The organism is Methylophilus sp. 14, from assembly GCF_015354345.1.
Lineage (GTDB): Bacteria > Pseudomonadota > Gammaproteobacteria > Burkholderiales > Methylophilaceae > Methylophilus.
This window is the reverse complement of record NZ_JADKYS010000005.1, coordinates 1-17540: the sequence shown is the minus strand read 5'-3', so window position 1 is coordinate 17540 and position 17540 is coordinate 1. Positions and strand designations below refer to the sequence as shown.

At 52.3% G+C, this 17540-nt stretch carries 16 protein-coding genes; 2 read left to right on the top strand and 14 right to left on the bottom strand.

The genetic code is table 11. The features are described 5' to 3' along the window. Window positions 1-34 precede the first annotated feature (34 nt). From INP78_RS11780 to INP78_RS11740, 9 genes are all read right to left on the bottom strand, one after another. Window positions 35-2065, bottom strand: a complete 2031-nt coding sequence (locus INP78_RS11780) for a M3 family metallopeptidase (RefSeq protein ID WP_194742403.1) — start codon at window positions 2063-2065, stop codon at window positions 35-37. A 120-nt stretch (window positions 2066-2185) separates the two neighbouring features. After that, a complete protein-coding gene (gene ptsP / locus INP78_RS11775; RefSeq protein ID WP_194742402.1) occupies window positions 2186-3937 on the bottom strand; it encodes a phosphoenolpyruvate--protein phosphotransferase in 1752 nt (583 codons plus the stop codon). Further along, a complete protein-coding gene (locus tag INP78_RS11770) occupies window positions 3938-4207 on the bottom strand; it encodes an HPr family phosphocarrier protein (RefSeq protein ID WP_029147815.1) in 270 nt (89 codons plus the stop codon). Between the two features lie 11 nt (window positions 4208-4218). Then, entirely contained in the window at window positions 4219-4626 is a 408-nt protein-coding gene (locus INP78_RS11765) for a PTS sugar transporter subunit IIA (RefSeq protein WP_019881015.1), read from the bottom strand. Window positions 4627-4650: 24 nt separating this feature from the next. Then, window positions 4651-5532 (bottom strand): RNase adapter RapZ, encoded by an 882-nt coding sequence (gene rapZ, locus INP78_RS11760; RefSeq protein WP_194742401.1) that lies wholly within the window; start codon window positions 5530-5532, stop codon window positions 4651-4653. Window positions 5533-5551: 19 nt separating this feature from the next. Further along, window positions 5552-6502, bottom strand: coding sequence for an HPr(Ser) kinase/phosphatase (gene hprK, locus INP78_RS11755; protein ID WP_194742506.1), 951 nt, complete (start codon window positions 6500-6502; stop codon window positions 5552-5554). Window positions 6503-6668: 166 nt separating this feature from the next. After that, window positions 6669-6995 (bottom strand): ribosome-associated translation inhibitor RaiA, encoded by a 327-nt coding sequence (raiA, locus tag INP78_RS11750; RefSeq protein ID WP_194742400.1) that lies wholly within the window; start codon window positions 6993-6995, stop codon window positions 6669-6671. A 198-nt stretch (window positions 6996-7193) separates the two neighbouring features. After that, the gene (alkB, locus tag INP78_RS11745; protein WP_194742399.1) at window positions 7194-7832 is read right to left on the bottom strand and encodes a DNA oxidative demethylase AlkB; all 639 of its coding nucleotides are present in this window, start codon (window positions 7830-7832) and stop codon (window positions 7194-7196) included. A gap of 3 nt (window positions 7833-7835) precedes the next feature. Further along, window positions 7836-8717 (bottom strand): hypothetical protein, encoded by an 882-nt coding sequence (locus INP78_RS11740; protein ID WP_228522853.1) that lies wholly within the window; start codon window positions 8715-8717, stop codon window positions 7836-7838. A gap of 212 nt (window positions 8718-8929) precedes the next feature. Between INP78_RS11740 and INP78_RS11735 the strand changes: the two genes are divergently transcribed. Both INP78_RS11735 and INP78_RS11730 read left to right on the top strand, forming a co-directional pair. Continuing rightward, window positions 8930-10162: an MFS transporter gene (locus INP78_RS11735; RefSeq protein WP_194742398.1), complete on the top strand. Its 1233-nt coding sequence runs from the start codon at window positions 8930-8932 to the stop codon at window positions 10160-10162. Between the two features lie 4 nt (window positions 10163-10166). Further along, window positions 10167-10529: a DUF4186 domain-containing protein gene (locus tag INP78_RS11730; RefSeq protein WP_194742397.1), complete on the top strand. Its 363-nt coding sequence runs from the start codon at window positions 10167-10169 to the stop codon at window positions 10527-10529. Between the two features lie 64 nt (window positions 10530-10593). Here INP78_RS11730 and INP78_RS11725 read toward each other — a convergent pair whose 3' ends face one another. The 5 genes from INP78_RS11725 to INP78_RS11705 form a co-directional block, all read right to left on the bottom strand. After that, entirely contained in the window at window positions 10594-12054 is a 1461-nt protein-coding gene (locus tag INP78_RS11725) for a TolC family protein (protein WP_194742396.1), read from the bottom strand. Next, the gene (locus INP78_RS11720; protein WP_194742395.1) at window positions 12044-15232 is read right to left on the bottom strand and encodes an efflux RND transporter permease subunit; all 3189 of its coding nucleotides are present in this window, start codon (window positions 15230-15232) and stop codon (window positions 12044-12046) included. Before INP78_RS11720 ends, INP78_RS11725 begins: the two co-directional genes overlap by 11 nt. A gap of 19 nt (window positions 15233-15251) precedes the next feature. Further along, window positions 15252-16334, bottom strand: coding sequence for an efflux RND transporter periplasmic adaptor subunit (locus INP78_RS11715; RefSeq protein ID WP_194742394.1), 1083 nt, complete (start codon window positions 16332-16334; stop codon window positions 15252-15254). A gap of 232 nt (window positions 16335-16566) precedes the next feature. Next, complete coding sequence (locus INP78_RS11710; RefSeq protein WP_194742393.1) at window positions 16567-16896, bottom strand: hypothetical protein; 330 nt, start codon at window positions 16894-16896, stop codon at window positions 16567-16569. Between the two features lie 303 nt (window positions 16897-17199). Continuing rightward, the gene (locus tag INP78_RS11705; protein WP_194742392.1) at window positions 17200-17349 is read right to left on the bottom strand and encodes a hypothetical protein; all 150 of its coding nucleotides are present in this window, start codon (window positions 17347-17349) and stop codon (window positions 17200-17202) included. Window positions 17350-17540 lie beyond the last annotated feature (191 nt).

Here is a 17540-nt window from a genome sequence, read left to right as displayed (position 1 = left end):
AAAAAACCAAGTTTTTAAGCTTGGTTTTTTATACTTAATTAGCCATGCCGTTATGCCTGAGCAACGCATCCATGCTTGGCTCGCGGCCTCTAAAGGCGACAAATGACTCCATGGCCGGGCGGGCACCGCCTTGGGCCAGAACTTCATTTTTAAAGCGACTACCTGCGGTTTCAGACAGCACGCCCAGCTCTTCAAACAGGCTGTAGGCATCGGCAGAGAGTACTTCCGCCCATTTGTAGCTGTAGTAACCAGCCGCATAACCACCGGCAAAAATATGACTAAAGCTGTTGGGGAAGCGGTTCCATGCTGGTGGGCGTAACACAGCCACTTCGTTGCGCACTTGTTCCAGCACATCCAGCGCGGTTTGTTTGCCTGCGGGGTCAAAGGTGCTATGCAAACGCATGTCGAACAATGAAAACTCGATCTGGCGTACTGTCTGCATGCCGGCCTGGAAGTTTTTGGCCGCGACCATTTTGTCAAACAGGGCGCGGGGCAATTGTTCACCGCTGTCTACATGCGCTGTCATATGGCGCAACACATCCCATTCCCAGCAGAAGTTTTCCATAAACTGGCTAGGCAGTTCTACCGCATCCCATTCGACGCCTTTGATGCCAGACACGCTGTACTCATCAACCTGGGTCAGCATGTGGTGCAGGCCATGGCCAAACTCATGGAACAGGGTGATGACTTCGTCGTGCGTAAACAAGGCGGGTTTATCACCGACCGGGGCCGAGAAGTTACAGGTCAGGTAGGCGACAGGCAGCTCAATGCCGTTGGCGGTTTTGCGGCGCGTAATGCATTCGTCCATCCATGCGCCGCCACGTTTGCCATGGCGCGCGTACAAGTCGATATAGAAATAGGCAATTGGCTGGCGCTGCTGGTCGCTGATCTCGTAAAAGCTGGCATCTTTATGCCACAGTGGGGCATCGGTTTTGCGCACTTGTACGCCAAAAATGGTTTCGACTACTTTAAACAAGCCAGCCAGCACTTTGTCTTCGGGAAAGTATTGTTTCATTTCCTGGTCAGAGAAAGCATATTTTTCTTCGCGCAGTTTTTCGCTGATAAACGCCACATCCCAGGCTTGCATATCGCTAAAACCAAGTTTTTCGGCATAGGCTTTCAATTCGGCCATGTCTTTTTCAGCATAGGGTTTGGCGCGTTTGGCTAGCGTGTCTAAAAATTCAATCACTTGTGCTGGCGTGTCAGCCATTTTGGTGGCCAGCGACAGTTCGGCATAATTGTTAAAACCTAACAGTTGCGCTTCTTCGCGTTTGAGTTTGAGCAGGTCGGCAATCAGGTGGGTGTTATCCCACTCTGTTTTGCTGAACTCTGAGGCGCGCGTGGCGTAAGCGCGATAAAGCGTTTCCCGCAGGGCGCGGTTTTCGCAATATTGCATGACCGGCATATAAGACGGGAAGTGCAGCGTGAACAGGTAACCGGTTTTGCCTTCGGCCTTGGCGGCTTCGGCTGCTGCCTGCAAGGCATCTTCGGGCAGGCCGCCAAGCTCTTCCGCGGTGGCGACGAGGTGCTTGAAGTCGTTAGTATTGTCGAGGATGTTCTCTTCAAACTTGCTGCCCAGCTTGGATAATTGCTCGGCAATTTCTTTAAAGCGCACTTTTTCTGCGGCGGGCAATTCGGCGCCACCGAGTTTAAAGCCACGGACTTCATTGTCGATGATTTTTTGCTGTGCACGGCTAAGCTTGCTGTAGCCTGCGCTGGACTGGATTGCCTTGTATTTGTTATACAGGCGTTCGTCTTGTGATAAATCGCTATAAAAATCAGTTAACTTGGCCAGGTTGTCATTGTAGGCTTCACGCAGTTCTGGCGTGTTGACCACGGCATTCATATGGCCGACTGGCCCCCAGCTACGTGATAATTTTTCAGAGTAGTTTTCAATCGGTTGCACAAAGTTTTGCCAGTCAGGCGTCTCGCTGGCCGTGGCTAACTGCTCAACCAGGGCACGGCCTTCAGTCAGCAGGCTGTCAATCGCCGGCGACACATGCTCGGGGCGGATGTCATTGAATTTTGGCAGGCCGTTAAAAACGAGTAATGGATTAGTGCTCACAACGGTATCCTTTGAGGGTTTGCAATATCTGATAGAGGCCTATTATTGGCCAAATGTTCACGTTTGGGTGATTGTATATATTGATGATGGTGATGAGTTTTACTAAATACAAGGCGGCGGCTAGAGCAGCTCACCATTATATTTTTTAATCAGCGGGACAATTTTTTCCAGGTCATTGAATGACAGGATTTTTTTGGCCTGCTTGGCCAGCACATTCTCTTCACTTTGCAGGATTTGCGATTTCACGCTCAGGATATGCGCCGGGTGCATGGACAACTGGCGCATGCCCATGCCAACCAGCAGGCGCGTCAATTTGATATCACCAGCCATCTCACCACAGACCGAGACGGATTTGCCATATTTGGCCGCGGCCTGAATCGTGATCTGGATCAGACGCAACACTGCCGGGTGCAGCGGGTTATACAAATGTGCGACGGCGTCATCGGCGCGGTCAATCGCCAGCGTATATTGAATCAGGTCGTTGGTGCCTATTGATAAGAAGTCCAGCTCTTGTGCAAAGGCGTCTGCATTAATGGCGGCAGCAGGGATTTCTATCATGCCGCCGAGCTGGATCTGCTCGTCAAACCGAATTTTTTGCTGGCGTAACGACTCTTTGGCCCGTTCTAGCAATAGTTTTGTTTGCCGCAGTTCTGCCAGGGTCGACAGCATGGGAATCAGGATTTTAACTTGCCCGTAATGCGACGCGCGTAGCAACGCGCGAAACTGCGTATGGAAGATATGTGGCTCGGCCAGGCAATAACGCACGGCGCGCAAGCCTAATGCCGGGTTGGTGGCGGTGACCACTTCGTCTGGGTTGAGCTGTTTGTCGGCACCGATATCCAGTGTGCGGATGGTCACCGGATGGCCTTTCATGGCCTCGGCCACGTGTTTGTAGGCCTCGAATTGTTCCTGCTCGTCTGGCATTTCTGCACGGTTCATAAACAGAAACTCGGTCCGGTATAAACCGACGCCCACCGCACCGGAGGCTTTGGCACTGATCACGTCTTCCGGCACTTCAATGTTAGCGAATAAATCAATCGCCACGCCATCCACGGTCACTGCTTTGGTCGTTTTGATCAGTTGTAGTTTTTGTTGTGCCAGTTGCCACTGGTTTTGTTTGAGTTGATACTCGGACAGGACTTCCGGGTCTGGATTGACGATGACGACGCCTGCCGCGCCATCGACGATCATCAGCTCGCCATCGTTGATTAAGTCACGGGCGCGTTGCAGTGCCACAATGGATGGAATATTCAGACTGCGAGCGAGGATGGCGGTGTGCGAGGTGACGCCGCCGACATCGGTGATAAACGCAGCAAACTGGTGGTGTTTAAACTGGATGGCGTCGGCTGGTGACACGTCATGTGCGACCAGGATCATGGCGCGCTCTTGCCGCGCCTGCAGTTTCTTTTCGCTGGCAGCCAGTTGGTCGCGGCCCAGCAATACCTTGATCACCCGCTCAACAACTTGCACCACATCCTGTTTGCGCTCACGCAAATAGGCATCTTCGATGGCGTCAAACTGGGCAACAATATCGTCCATTTGCTGCTTGAGCGCCCATTCGGCATTGCACAACTCATTGCGGATAATCGTCTTGGGTGCCTCGGAGAGTGACTTATCCGTTAGCATGGCCAAATGGGTGTTAATAAATGCACTCAGCTCGGCAGGCGCATTTTTGGGTAATTGTGCTTTGAGTTGCTCCAGGTCCTGCTTGACCAAGCCAATGGCGCGTTCAAAACGTGCAATCTCTTCATCGACGCCATCGGCATCAATTTTAAAATGCACCACCTCCAGCAAGGCATGGGAGATCAAATGTGCATGGCCAATGGCAATGCCACTGGACACGCCCACGCCGTGCATGCTGAAACTGGTCAATTATTCGCCCTCACCAAAGTAGTCGTTCACCAGCGCCTGCAGCGCCGCAATTGCTTGCTCTTCATCTGCGCCCGTGGCTTCGATATCAATGATGCTGCCTTTGGCCGCGGCCAGCATCATCACCCCCATAATGCTTTTGGCATTGACGCGTCTGCCATTTTTCTCCACCCAGACCTCACTTTTAAACTGGCTGGCAGTTTGGGTGAATTTGGTGGAGGCGCGTGCGTGCAAGCCGAGTTTGTTGATGATTTCGAGAGAGAGTTTTGCCATAGAGGTTTAAGTTATTGGGCGTGGTGACAAGTGGTTTTGGTAAAGTGGACGACGCCATCGCGGCCGCCACTGAGGGCTTTCTGGATACAGGAATGCAGGCCTTCATGACGGTAATTCAACACGCGTACCAGCATGGGCAGGTTGACCCCGGCGACGCCTTCAATTTCGTCAGGCGTCAGCAAGCGGGTGACAATGTTGCAGGGTGTCGCGCCATAAATATCTGACAACACCAGTACACCCTGACCACTATCCAGTTGCTTTACCAGTACCTGCGCCTTGGGCAATACGCTGGCCGGGTCATCATGTTTGGAAATTTCCAGGAAATCCAGCTGTGCCGGGCGATTGCCCATCACATGGGTTGCGCAATCGATCAGGCTGGGGCCCAGACTGCCATGCGCAATAATCAATACACCAATCATAATTTTGCTCTCAGACTCCGTAATTTAAGGGCTAACCGTGGCATGGGCATCCTGTAATTCACGATGACGGATCATGACCTGATGCTGTTGCTTGAAATATGCCCCTAGTTGTTCCACCAGATAGACGGAACGGTGTTGCCCCCCTGTGCAGCCAATGCCAATGGTGACATAGCTGCGATGGTCGTGATAAAAGCTTGGTAGCCATTTTTCTATATAGTGCTGAATGTCACGCTGCATTTCAAGCACCATGGCTTCGTTTTGTAAAAATTGCTGGATAGGCGCTTGTTTGCCATTGTAAGGACGCAAAACCGGGTCGTAATGCGGATTAGGCAGGCTGCGCACATCAAACACAAAGTCGGCATCGAGCGGGATGCCGTGTTTGAAGCCAAACGAAATAAACGACAACACCAGCGAGTGCGGCCGTGCCTCCTGATAGCCTTGCTCAATTTGCAGCATCCAGTCGCGCGTATGGTGGCGCAAGGCATTAGCGGAGAGGTTGCTGGTGTCTACATGATGCCCCTGGTTATTCAGGCCAGAGAGCAGGTCTCGTTCGTGGTTGATGCTTTCAGCGAGCGCCTGATCGGGTGTGCTGAGTGGATGTTTGCGGCGTGTTTCAGAAAAGCGTTTGACCAGGGTTTCCAGGCTGGCGTCCAGAAACAGCAGATGCACGGCAATGCCTTGTGTTTTCAGGGCTTGTACGATGTCGGCCAAAGACTCAATGGCAATGCTGCGGCTATCAACGCTGACTGCCACTTTGGCGGCATCGCGGTCGGCAACGTGGCTTTGAATATGCGGCAGCATGGTGGCGGGCAGGTTATCAATACAGTAATAACCGCTGTCTTCAAACACACGCAGCGCGATGGTTTTACCCGAGCCTGATAAGCCTGTGACAATCACCAGTTGCATGCGCGTGACCACTTTTTGTTCATCGTAATTTGCTTTCTCTGAGCATGATTTGTTTTTGCCGCTGGGTGAGCTGCTTGGTGGCATTGACGCCGCGCAGCAACAGCATATGGTTACGCACGGCGGCTTCAACCAGCACCGCAATGTTGCGGCCAGCCGCAATCGGGATAATGACCTTGCTGACCTCAACATCCAGCACATGCTGGGTTTGCCGGTTTGCACTCAAGCGGTCCAGGTCTTGTGGCTTCATTTCATCGGCCAGTTCCAGCTGTATCATCATATCCAGCGGTTTAGTCGGTTTGACCGCATTATCGCCATAGAGTGCGCGGATGTTCAAAATGCCCAGGCCGCGCACTTCCAGAAAATCCTGCAATAACTCGGGGCAGCGCCCTTCAATGCGCTCGGGGGAGATGCGGTAAAAGTCGACAATATCATCTGCCACCAGGCGGTGCCCACGTGAAATCAGCTCCAGCGCCAGTTCGCTTTTACCAATGGCCGCACTGCCGGTAATCAGCACGCCAAACCCCTGCACCTCCATAAACACACCGTGCATGCTGGTGGTTTCTGCGGTGGACACCGCCAGATAATGGCTGAGCAACTCCATGAGCTGCGGGCTGATCATGGGTGTGGTAAATAAAGGGGTTTGTGTTTGCTGGGCGGCTTCCAGCATGATGGGCGGCACTTTTTCGCCGTTGGCGATGACCACCATGGCCAGGTCGGTTGAAAATAAATTGCTCACTGCCTGTTGCAGCGCTAGGATACTCAGGCCCGCCAGGTAGTCCATTTCGGCACAGCCCAGCACTTGCACGCGGTTAGGGTGCACAAAATTCAAATGCCCGACCAGCGCCAGCGACGGTTTGGTCACGGTGCCGGAGTTCAGGATTTTTTGACTACCAGATTCGCCAGCCACCCATTTCAATTTGAGTTTGCTGCGTATCTGCTTGTACAAATCAGCGACTGAGATTTGCGCCATACGTGTTGTAAGCATGTAAACAGGATGTTGACATCCATTTTACAACTGAATGCAGGCTGGTGGGAGTGAAACGACGTAAAAGTGGTGGTGCGCTGGTATTGCAGTGGAGCTGAGTTGGTGGTGGGTGAATTCTCTACCCGTACGGGTAGAGAATCGTAGGCAAGACTTAGGAACTTAACTGATGTTTGACTGCACCACCGGATTTATGGTGGTCACCGTTTTTTTCCTTATGTTTCAATACCTGACGGTCAAGTTTGTCAGTAAGCATGTCGATGGCGCTATACATATTCTCGTCGGTGCAGGCAGCGTGCAAATCGTTGCCTGGAACATGCAGCGTGGCTTCAACCTTTTGGGCAAGCTTTTCAACAGACATGGTGACTTTGACATCAATCACGTGATCGAAGTGATTGCTGATGCGGGAGAACTTGGATGACACGTACTCACGCAGTGCCGGAGTGATTTCTAAATGATGTCCTGTAAGTTGTAAATTCATGACAAACTCCTTTTTCTGAAATTATCCCATCGGATTTTTCACCTATAAAAAAGAAGTGAAAGTTCGATAAGACAGTTTCAGTTTACTCTTTTGAGAAACAGATGCAACCCGGAAGTGAAACGGTTTTTTGATGTTAATCAGAAATTGTGCAGACTTTTTTTGCCTAGGTATGCGCGTCTGCGGGCGCTTGCTGGCGGATTATTTTGCCTTTCTCAAAGTGAGGTTAATCCGCAGGTTGCCGGTGAGTGGGTGCTGGTTGGGACGGATGGCAGCCACGCCGTGATAATAGCGCCGACTCTCGCCGCCCCAGACCACCACGTCGCCATGTTGCAGGGGAATACGCACTGCTTTGTCGCCGCGTTGGGCACCGCCAAACAGGAATGTCGCTGGCAGGCCGATGGATACGGAGACGATGGGCTGTGAAAAATCTTGTTCGTCTTTATCCTGATGTAAGCCCATTTTGCTGCCTGGCGTATAAATATTAATCAGGCAGCTATCAGGCACAAACTTGAGGTAGCCTGCTTTTTCTGCCGCGTTTGCGGCAAGCTGCAGGATCACCGCCGGAATGGCGGGCCATGGCTGTTGGGTGGCTGGGTTGTGTGCACTGTAGCCATAGCCTTGCGGGCCGCTGACCCAGCCCCAGGTGCCCATGCTGCTGGTATTGACCGACATGAGGTGCCCCATGGGCGTCATCATCTGTTGCGCAGGATAGATAGACAAGTGGTGCTGCAGGCACGACCAGAGCGCGGCCATGTTTGGCAAGGCAAAACCAGGCAACCAGCAGGCGCCCGGTGCCAGTGGCATGGCCTCGTGAGCCTGGTCAGCAAATAAGTCCATGGCCTAAGGCATCCATTGAATAGAGATATTCCTCTGCTTGGCCAACTGCTCCATGCGTGGAATCGCCCGCTCCAGCCGCAGCAGGTAATCTGCGGCGGACTCCTGGTGAAAGCCCATCACCATGACGGGTTGGCGTGCATTGAGCAATTGTTCAAACAGTGCCAGCAGTTGCCTGGTGCTGGTGTAGTCTGCCATCGCGGCGTTATCCGGATACTCCATCAGTTGATAACCCAAGGCATAGGGTTGGTCTAGCGGTGTGCTTTGCGGGTGTAGTTGCTGTAGCAGCTTCACCAGCGGGCTGTCGACATGCCAGCGCGTCGTGAGTAAGTTGGCGTCTATGCGTGAGCTATCCCATAAGAAATGATTGGCTTCGAGTGCCGCTTGCAGTTTGGGGCCGAATTGCCAGGCCCCGGCGCGGAAATGCCGTGGATATTTGAATCCGTTGCTGACCATCAGCGCACTGGCACAACTCACCAGTTGGGTGAGCTCAGTCTGGCTGTAGGCATATTCCAGGCTGACAGTATGGCCGCAACTGGCTTGCGCACAGTGTTCATCACTATCAGAAATAGACGGTGCAGCCTGGTAGCGGACGCCGCAATACTCTACCAGGGTGCGCATGGGGTGGATATGCAGGCCTATGGTGTCCTGCGGTCGCAAGGTACTGCGTATCTGGCTACCAACTTGTGCCCGGTTGACACCGGGCTGGAGAAAATAAGCCGGGTTTAGCAGGTGCAACAATGGCACCTGCGGAAACTGTTGCCGGAATTTTTGCATAGCTTGCAGGTTGTCATCTTGCAGTGACAAGCCTTCCCAGTCGACCGTGACCCACACCTGCATCACCTCTTGTGCCATCGCAGGTGGCGGCAGATAAAGCCATATGGTCATCAGCAAGACTCGTAAACAGGCGCGCATGTGGGTGTTCCCGGCTGGGTGAGCGGTCAGGGCGGGTGCGCTCCATCTATATCGGCAGGGTCGCACGGAGTCAACGACGGCTCATCAGCGTATTCGCCTACTGCCTGATTCACTGCACCCGCCATGCCATTGTAGGAGATTCCGCGGCAATCTGCCATGCATGGCGATAGCGTATAATTCAAGCTATGTCTTTATCCGTCCGTCAGATTCTGGCCCATCAGGGCTATGCTTTCCCTAAATTGCTGACCTACCGTATTTTCATGGTGCTTTCATACCAAATGATGATGGTGGCCATCGGCTGGCACATTTATGAACTCACGCATGATCCCTGGTCATTGGGTTTAATTGGACTGGCAGAAGTCATCCCTTATATGGGCAGCGCCCTGTTTGCCGGGCATGCGGTTGACCATTATTTTTCGCGCCGTGGATTCGCGGTCGTGTCTGCCCTGTTTCTGGCATTGAATGCCGGTTTGCTGGTCTTGATTACCCAGCACCCGACGGCACAGACGGTCTGGTGGATTTACGGCACGGTCGCGCTGACTGGGTTTGCGCGTGCCTTGATTTCGCCAAGTTACAATACCTTATTCGCGCTGATTATCCCGCGCGCTTCGATTGCCAAGGCTTCCGGTATTGGCAGCTCTATGTTCCAGATCGGCCTGATTGTGGGGCCTGCCATCGGTGGCCTGCTGATTGGTTTTGCCGATAAATCGATTGCTTATGGCTTGTCTGCTACGCTTGCACTGGCGGCTGCGATGGCGGCCAGTATATTGCGCGTAGCCGAACATCGTAGTCATGAACCGATGAAAGTCTTTGCCAGCATAGGCGAAGGCTTGCAATTTGTGCGCCGTACACAGGTGGTGTTGGGCGCGCAGTTGCTGGATATGTTTGCGGTGTTGTTTGGCGGCACGGTGGCCATGCTGCCCGCCTTTGTGCACGATATTTACCAAATGGGCCCGGAGGGCCTGGGGGTGTTGCGTGCGGCACCTGCCGTGGGGGCGATTGTGACCAGCCTGTGGCTGGCAAAACACCCGATTCATCAGCATAGTGGCCGCTGGCTGTTGCTGGCGGTCGCAGGGTTTGGGTTGTGCATGATTGCGTTTGGATTATGCAGTACCTACTGGCTGGCCATTGTGATTCTGGCCATTTCCGGCATGATGGACGCGGTGTCAGTGATCTTGCGGCAAACCATTCTGCAACTGGCGACGCCAGACAATATGCGTGGCCGTGTGTCAGCCATCAACGGTATTTTTATCGGCTCGTCCAATGAGCTGGGGGCATTTGAGTCTGGCCTCACCGCCAGGCTCATGGGGCTGGTGCCGTCAGTGATCTTTGGTGGCTGCATGACCATCGCCGTGGTGGGCGTGACGGCGGTCAAGGCACCCAAGTTACGCGACCTGCATCTTTCGCAGTTACATTAATGCCATGCGTGATCTGGAGTCGTTGTTTCAAGCCCTGCAACGCTCTGATTTTCGCGCCCGTTTCAAATTAAATGCCAAAGACCTGCACTATCTGCAACAAAAAGGCCTGCCTATCATTTTGGATCATGCCGAACGCTTTGTTGCCGAGCGGTTAGCACCTGCGGTAGTCGCCAACGATGGCCAGCAAACCCCTATGCGCGGTCATCCGGTGTTTGTGGCGCAACACGCCACGGCTACCTGCTGCCGTGGCTGCCTCGCCAAATGGCATCGCTTGCAAGAGGGCCGGGCACTGACCCTGGAAGAGCAGGCGTATATCGTGGTGGTAATTGAGCATTGGCTGGAGCGCTATCTGCAAATGCCGGTATAAGAGCTGCTAAACATAAAAAAGGGAGAAGGCCAGTGGCGTTCTCCCTTTTTATATGCGACAAGTGTTATTGCTTGGTTGGCACTGCTTCTGCCGTTTGCCAGCCGCCGCCCAGTGAGCGGTACAAATCTACCACTGCTGAGACCTGCTGTTGCTTGGTTTCAATCAACTCCATTTTGGCATCCAAAGCATCACGCTGCGTGAGCAATACTTCCATATAGTCTGCGCGCGCGGCTTTAAACAGCTGGTTGGCGACGTCAATGGATTGCGTCAATGCCTCCACTTGCTTGTTCTTGAGCTGGTAGTTTTTATCCAGATTGTCGATATTGGCAATCTGGTTAGCCACTTCCATATAGGCATTGATAATCTTTTGCTCGTAGTCGTAAGCTGCCTGAATCTGCATGGCGTTGGCGCTCTTGTACTGCGCTTCAATTGCGTTCCGGTTGATCAGCGGAGCGACCAACTCGCCACCAAATGAAGCCATGACGGATGCCGGAATATTGAGCAGGTATTTAGGATCAAACGCCTGAAAGCCTAAACCTGCGCGGATAGAGAACGACGGATAGAAGTTGGCTTTGGCCACATCAATATTCAGTTTGGCGGCAGACAGTTCCAACTCGGCCTGGCGGATATCCGGGCGGTTAGCTAACAACTCGGACGGCACACCGGTTTGCACCATCTTGGATTGCATGGCCATAAAATCAGCCGAGGCGCGTGCAATCGGTTGTGGCGTTCTCCCCAGCAGATAGTTGATGCGGTTTTCAGTCTCAACAATGCTTTGCTTGAGCACATACTGGCGGCTCTGGTTTTTCTGCACTTCGGCTTCAAACCGTTTCACGGCCAGTGAGTTGGCGCGCGCGTATTGCTGCAACTGCTTCACCACATCCAGCGCATTTTGCTGAATCTTGATGTTCTTATCCAGCGTATCCAGTTCATTGTCCAGTGCAACCAGCTCGTAATAGGCATGTGCCACTTCGGCCACCAGGTTGGTGACCAGGAAGTTTTTGCCTTCAATAGTCGCCATGTACTCCATGACTGCCACTTTGGTCGCATTACGCAGTTTCTTCCACACGTCCAGCTCCCATGACGCGACCAGCCCAAACTGGTAGTTGCCTAAAAAGCGTGGGTTAGAGCGGCCTTCCTTGATATCCAGGTTTTCTTCCACCGCGCCGTTACGGGTGTACTTGCCGACTTTCTCTTTATCGGCGCTGGCGCCGATGCCGACAAACGGCAAATATTCACCTTTACGGGCCTGGATTTCATTCTGGGCAACCGTAATGCGTTGCGCCATGATATGAATTTCCTTGTTGTTGTTAACCGCAGTATCAATCAGCGCAGTCAGGTGAGGATCCTCGAAAAAATCCTGCCACTTCACGCTGGCACTGCTGCCTGCCGGCGTGACGGTTTCCTGATACTGCGTGGGCAGGCTAGTGTCTGCCTGTTTGCTGGTAATCAACGGAATCGCGCACGACTGCAGCATCAAAGACACTGCACCGGCAACCATCCATGTTAAATGCTTATTCTTCATCGTCATCATCATCCTGATGGGAGTTGTATTTGTAAGTCTCGGTCAGAGGTTCGGTCTCTTCTCTGCGGATCATGGACTTGCCATCGGCCAGCGTACCAAAAATATAGTACAAGCCAGGAATCACGATCACACCGAAGATGGTGCCGAACAGCATGCCGCCCATGGCTGATGTACCAATGGTGCGGTTACCCACCGCGCCTGCGCCGGTGGCAATCACCAGTGGAATCAGGCCTGCAATAAAGGCGAACGAGGTCATCAAAATAGGGCGGAAACGGGTTTTAGCGCCTTCAATCGCTGCATCGCGGATAGACATGCCTTGGCCATGTTTTTGCACGGCAAACTCCACAATCAGCACGGCGTTTTTACCCAGCAGGCCAATCAGCATAATCAGGCCGACCTGTGCGTAAATGTCGTTAGCGAGCCCCAGTATTTTGAGCAGGAACAGCGAGCCAAAAATACCGGCAGGCAGCGACAGAATCACCGCAAACGGCAAAATAAAGCTCTCATACTGTGCCGCCAGCACCATATACACAAACACCAGCACCACGATAAAGATCATCAGCGCTTCATTGCCGCGTTTTTCTTCATCGTATGAGAGGCCTTCCCAGGCGATGTCGTAGCCTTTTGGCAGGGTGGCACGCGCCACTTCCTTCACCGCATTAATGGCTGATTCCGTCGTGTAGCCAGGTGCGGGCTCAGCCCGAATTGCCGCTGAGTTGTAAAGGTTGTAACGCGTAATCTCGTTAGGCCCCTGGCGCTTTTTCAGCGTCATAAATGCCGAGTAAGGCACCATTTCACCATCTTCGTTTTTGACAAAGTAGTTCAGCACATCACTTGGGTAGCGGCGGAACTCCGGCCCTGCCTGGGTATAGACTTTAAAGAAGTTATTAAAGCGGATAAAGCCTTGCTCATAAGTACTACCAATGAGGATGTCCAGGTTGTTCATGGCATCTTCGATAGACACTTTTTTCTGCATCGCCAACTGGTTGTCGATAATCAACTCATATTGCGGATAGTTGGCCGCATAGAACGTGAACAAGCCGGTTAACTCCTTGCGCTTGCCCAGGTTTTGCATGAACTCCTTGTTGATTTTATCGAACACGTAGTAGTCAGCGCTGGTGGTTTTATCCAGCAAACGCAGTGACAGGCCAGACGCGGCACCATAACCAGGCACTGCTGGTGGCTGGAAGTACTCAACCACCGCACCAAAGTTCTTGGTTTTTTCTTCCAGTTCTTCAATGATCTGCTTCACCGATTGCTTGCGCTCAGACCAGTCTTTGAGGTTGATAATACACGTGCCGGCGTTAGAGCCACGCCCTTCAGTCAACACCTCGTAACCGGCCAGTGAAGACACAGATTCCACACCTTCCACTTGCTTGGCCAGCGTTTGCAGATGACGCGCCACCTTGTTGGTGGTTTCCAGCGTGGAGCCAGGTGGCGTTTGAATAATGGCGTAAATCATGCCCTGGTCTTCACCGGGGATAAATCCGGCCGGCAAGATTTTGTCGACATAGAAAATACCAGCCGAGAACAGCGCCAGTACGATAAATGTAACTGTGCGCAGGGTGACCACTTTTTCCAAAAAGTTGGTATAGCGGCCAGTGACTTTTTCAAACACCCAGTTAAAACCATCCAGAAACACTGAAATTGGTGTTTTGCGTTTGGGTTGGCCATGTGTGTCTTTGAGAATCATGGCGCACAGCACGGGTGTTAAAGTCAGCGCTACTACACCGGACAATACGATAGAAGAGGCCATGGTAATCGCGAACTGGCGGTAAAACACGCCCACCGGGCCTGGCATAAAGGTAATCGGGATAAACACAGAGGTCATCAGCAATGTGATTGCCACAATCGCGCCGCCGATTTCACCCAGCACGCGTTGCACCGCTTTGTAAGGGCCGACATGGTCAGAGGCCATTTTGGCATGCACCGCTTCCACCACCACGATGGCGTCATCCACCACCACGCCAATGGCGAGCACCAGTGCAAACAGCGTGACCAGGTTAATACTGAGCCCAAACGCTTTCATGACAAAAAACGCGCCAATCAGCGAAATCGGCACCGCCAGCGTTGGGATCAGCGTCGAGCGCCAGTCACCCAGGAAGATAAACACTACCAGCGCCACCAGGATAAAGGCTTCTGCCAGCGTATGGATCACTTTTTCAATCGAGGCATCGAGGAACTTGGAGACGTCGTAATTGATTTCATAGTCCATGCCTGCCGGAAAGCTTTGCTTCAGCTCTTCCATTTTGGTTTTTACGTCAGCAATCACCTCGCTGGCGTTGGTGCCGTAGTTTTGCTTGAGCACAATCGCGGCCGATGGGTAGCCGTCTTTGTTGGAGTAAATATCAAAAAACTCACTGCCTAACTCAATTTTGGCAATGTCTCTCAGGTGCAAGATTTCGCCGTTGGAATCAGCGCGGATAATAATGTTGCCGTACTCTTCAGGCTTGTTGTAGCGGCCTTTGTAGACCAGTACATATTCTTTGGATTGCGCGTAAATCCCTGAGCTCTGGCCTAACCGACCTGGGCGGCCGATCACACTCTGGCTGCTGATCGCATCCATGACTTCTTTACTGGACACCTTGTAAGCACGCATACGCTCAGGGTTGAGCCAGATCCGCATGGCAAACTGGCGGCTACCCAGGTTTTGTGCCTGCGCAATGCCGTGTACACGCTGAATTTCAGGAATCACGCTGACGTTGACGTAGTTAAACAAAAACTTCTCGTCGGCGTTTTTATCTTTACTGTACAAGTTCACATACATCAGCATGCTCGGTTGTACCGTGTTCACAATCACCCCCTCTAACTGTACCAAGGGGGGGAGTTTGCTCATGACCTGATCCAGCCTGGTTTTCACCAGCACCATGGCCGCGTTGGGGTCTACGCCGAGGTCAAAAATGACCTGTATCGTCGCTTCACCGGCACTGGTAGCGTCAGACACAATGTATTTCATGCCTGGCACACCGTTGATGGCGCGCTCGATAGAAATCAGTGATGACTGCACCAGCACGTCGGCACTGGAGCCTGGAAATGCCAGTGTGACAATGACGCGTGGCGGCGCAATTTCAGGAAACTGTGAAATCGGCAGGGTTTTGATCGACAGAAACCCAAGGAAAATCATCACCAGCGATAGCACAATCGCCATCACCGGTCGTCTGAGGAAGATGTTTAACATGTTTTTTTCACCTTAAGGGTTATTCTGCGTACAGTTCCAGCTCGGGAACGACTTTTTCAGGTGCTCGGTAATCGGTGTCGATTTTTTGACCGTTTCTCACGCGGCGCAGGCCTTCCAGCAGCACCGTGTCGGTGTCTTTGAGGCCAGATTTCACGATAAACAAATGCGGCAGTTCGGCAGCGATTTGAATCATGCGTTGCTCGATTTTTTTGTCTTTATTCACCACATAAACAAAGGTTTTATCCAGCACTTCAAAGGTGGCTTTTTGCGGGATCAGCATGGCGTTAGGGTAAGGTACGTCTAGCAAAATGGTGCCGGTTTCGCCATGGCGCAGCAAGCTGTGCGGGTTAGGGAAGTCAGCCCGAAACTCGATGTTGCCGGTTTTGTTGTCAAAGTCGGCTTCAACCGTTTCAATGGCACCGGCCTGGTCAAACAAGGCACCGTTAGCCATGCGCAGTTTGACCGGCACGCCCTTCTCGTTTTTCTGATGAATTTTAAAGTCCAGGTATTCGGCTTCGGGCACGTTGAAATACACCCACATGCGGCTGTTGTCAGACAGCGTAGTCAGCAAATCGCCTTCGTCGAGCAAGCTGCCTTTACGCACCAGCAGATGGTCCATAATGCCGGTAAACGGCGCGTTGATATTGGTAAAGTTGAGGTGGGTTTGTGCCAGTTGCACTTCGGCATTGGCTTTGTCCAGTTTGGCTTTGCCCAGCGCCAATTCGTTTTGCGAGACAATTTTTTTCTCAGCCAGCGCCTTGGTGTTTTCATATTCGATTTGCACGGTTTTGGCTTCGGCCTGTGCTTTTAATAAATCGACCTGGTAAACGTTAGGCATGATCTTGAACATGGGCTGACCCTGTTTGACCACCTGGCCCTCGCCAGCATACACGTCCTGCAAGTAACCACGCTCCAGCGCACGTAATTCAATATGCTGGATGGCATGAATCTGGCAGACATATTCCTTGGTGATCATGGTGTCTTTGTGCCATGGCGTGGTGACTTCGAGTTTTGGTGGCGCTTCTTCGTGCGCCTCTTCCTGATGACAAGCGCTGAGCAGAGAGCCAAGCAAGCCTAAAACGATTAAGTTCTGTTTAATCATAATGTGTTCTTATCTTAAAAAATGAAGAGAAATACTTGCAAAAACAGGTGGTTGGCGAAGGCTTGACTGCAGCGGGCCGCTCTTGATTGTCAGACTATCCTTTCTTGTTGCAAACCACAACCGCTAGCCTAGGCTCCGTCCTGCGTGGACGTTGGGGGAGATACTGGTAACAACGAGGAGAGAGCGGCGATCAGCGGCGTATTGCAGGGCGCAAACGCGAATGACACCTGGGCTAGACGGGCGGTGCGCGCGAATGCAGGTGACGGACAAACACCGGGCGTGGGGTCACGCGGCGGCGAGGCAGGGCCAGCAATGCAAACAGCACCACACAAGCAACAGTCATGCTTGCGGGAGGGGAAATCAGGGGGGTAAGAGAACTGAAAGGTGTTTCGCCATCACTGGAGTATTCGACCACTTCGGCCACGCGTACACGCACCGTGTCGTCACTGTAGCTGGAGTGATCAGAGAACTCAGCGACCAATGCAAAGCCGAGCACAGCCAGCAGCACTGTGACGACCCACAGTCTGAGCTGCAACGCGGCGGTGTTCAGATGTTTATGCATAAGTCAGTTAACGGAAATAAAACGTCAATTCTGTAGTGGTGTGTGCGTTATATCGCCAGAGGCGCAGTCATTATTCAAAGTGAGATGGCTGATCGGTCAATATCGGCACAGCCATAAAATATATTATCGTAAATGCTCTTTACATTGCTTACATTAAACGCTTTTACATAGCGAATGACAAGACGCAATCAAGCCTAGTTCGAAGAAAAGCGCCATTTGTAAGCTGGCTGTCAGTTTTGGGTGCACCAAGTTGGTGCGTTCGTTTGCGTAGTTTTGGAGATGGTCGCCTAACTTCTGTCGCCTTTAGTCTGGTGTTTGCCCCCAGAAAGTAACTAAAGAAGTCGTCGTACGGTGGTCGTAGGTGCACACGCGGATGGTTTGCTTATATCGTGTCTTGCGGCTTTCCTCGTCATTCCGGCGTAGGCCGGAATCCAGGCAGGGTGAGATAGCCATAAAAGGTTGTTCTTTAGATTGGTCGTTGTAGGGTGGGCATTTTTGCCCACGCGGTTGTGGTTGTTTGTGCTGTTGCTTTTCGCTTTTATAGCGAGTTACTTTTCTTTGCTTGCACAAAGAATAAGTAACCAAAAGAAATGCACCCTAGCTTCCGCTTGATTCCTGCGTTGCTCACCAAAACAAGCGGTCAC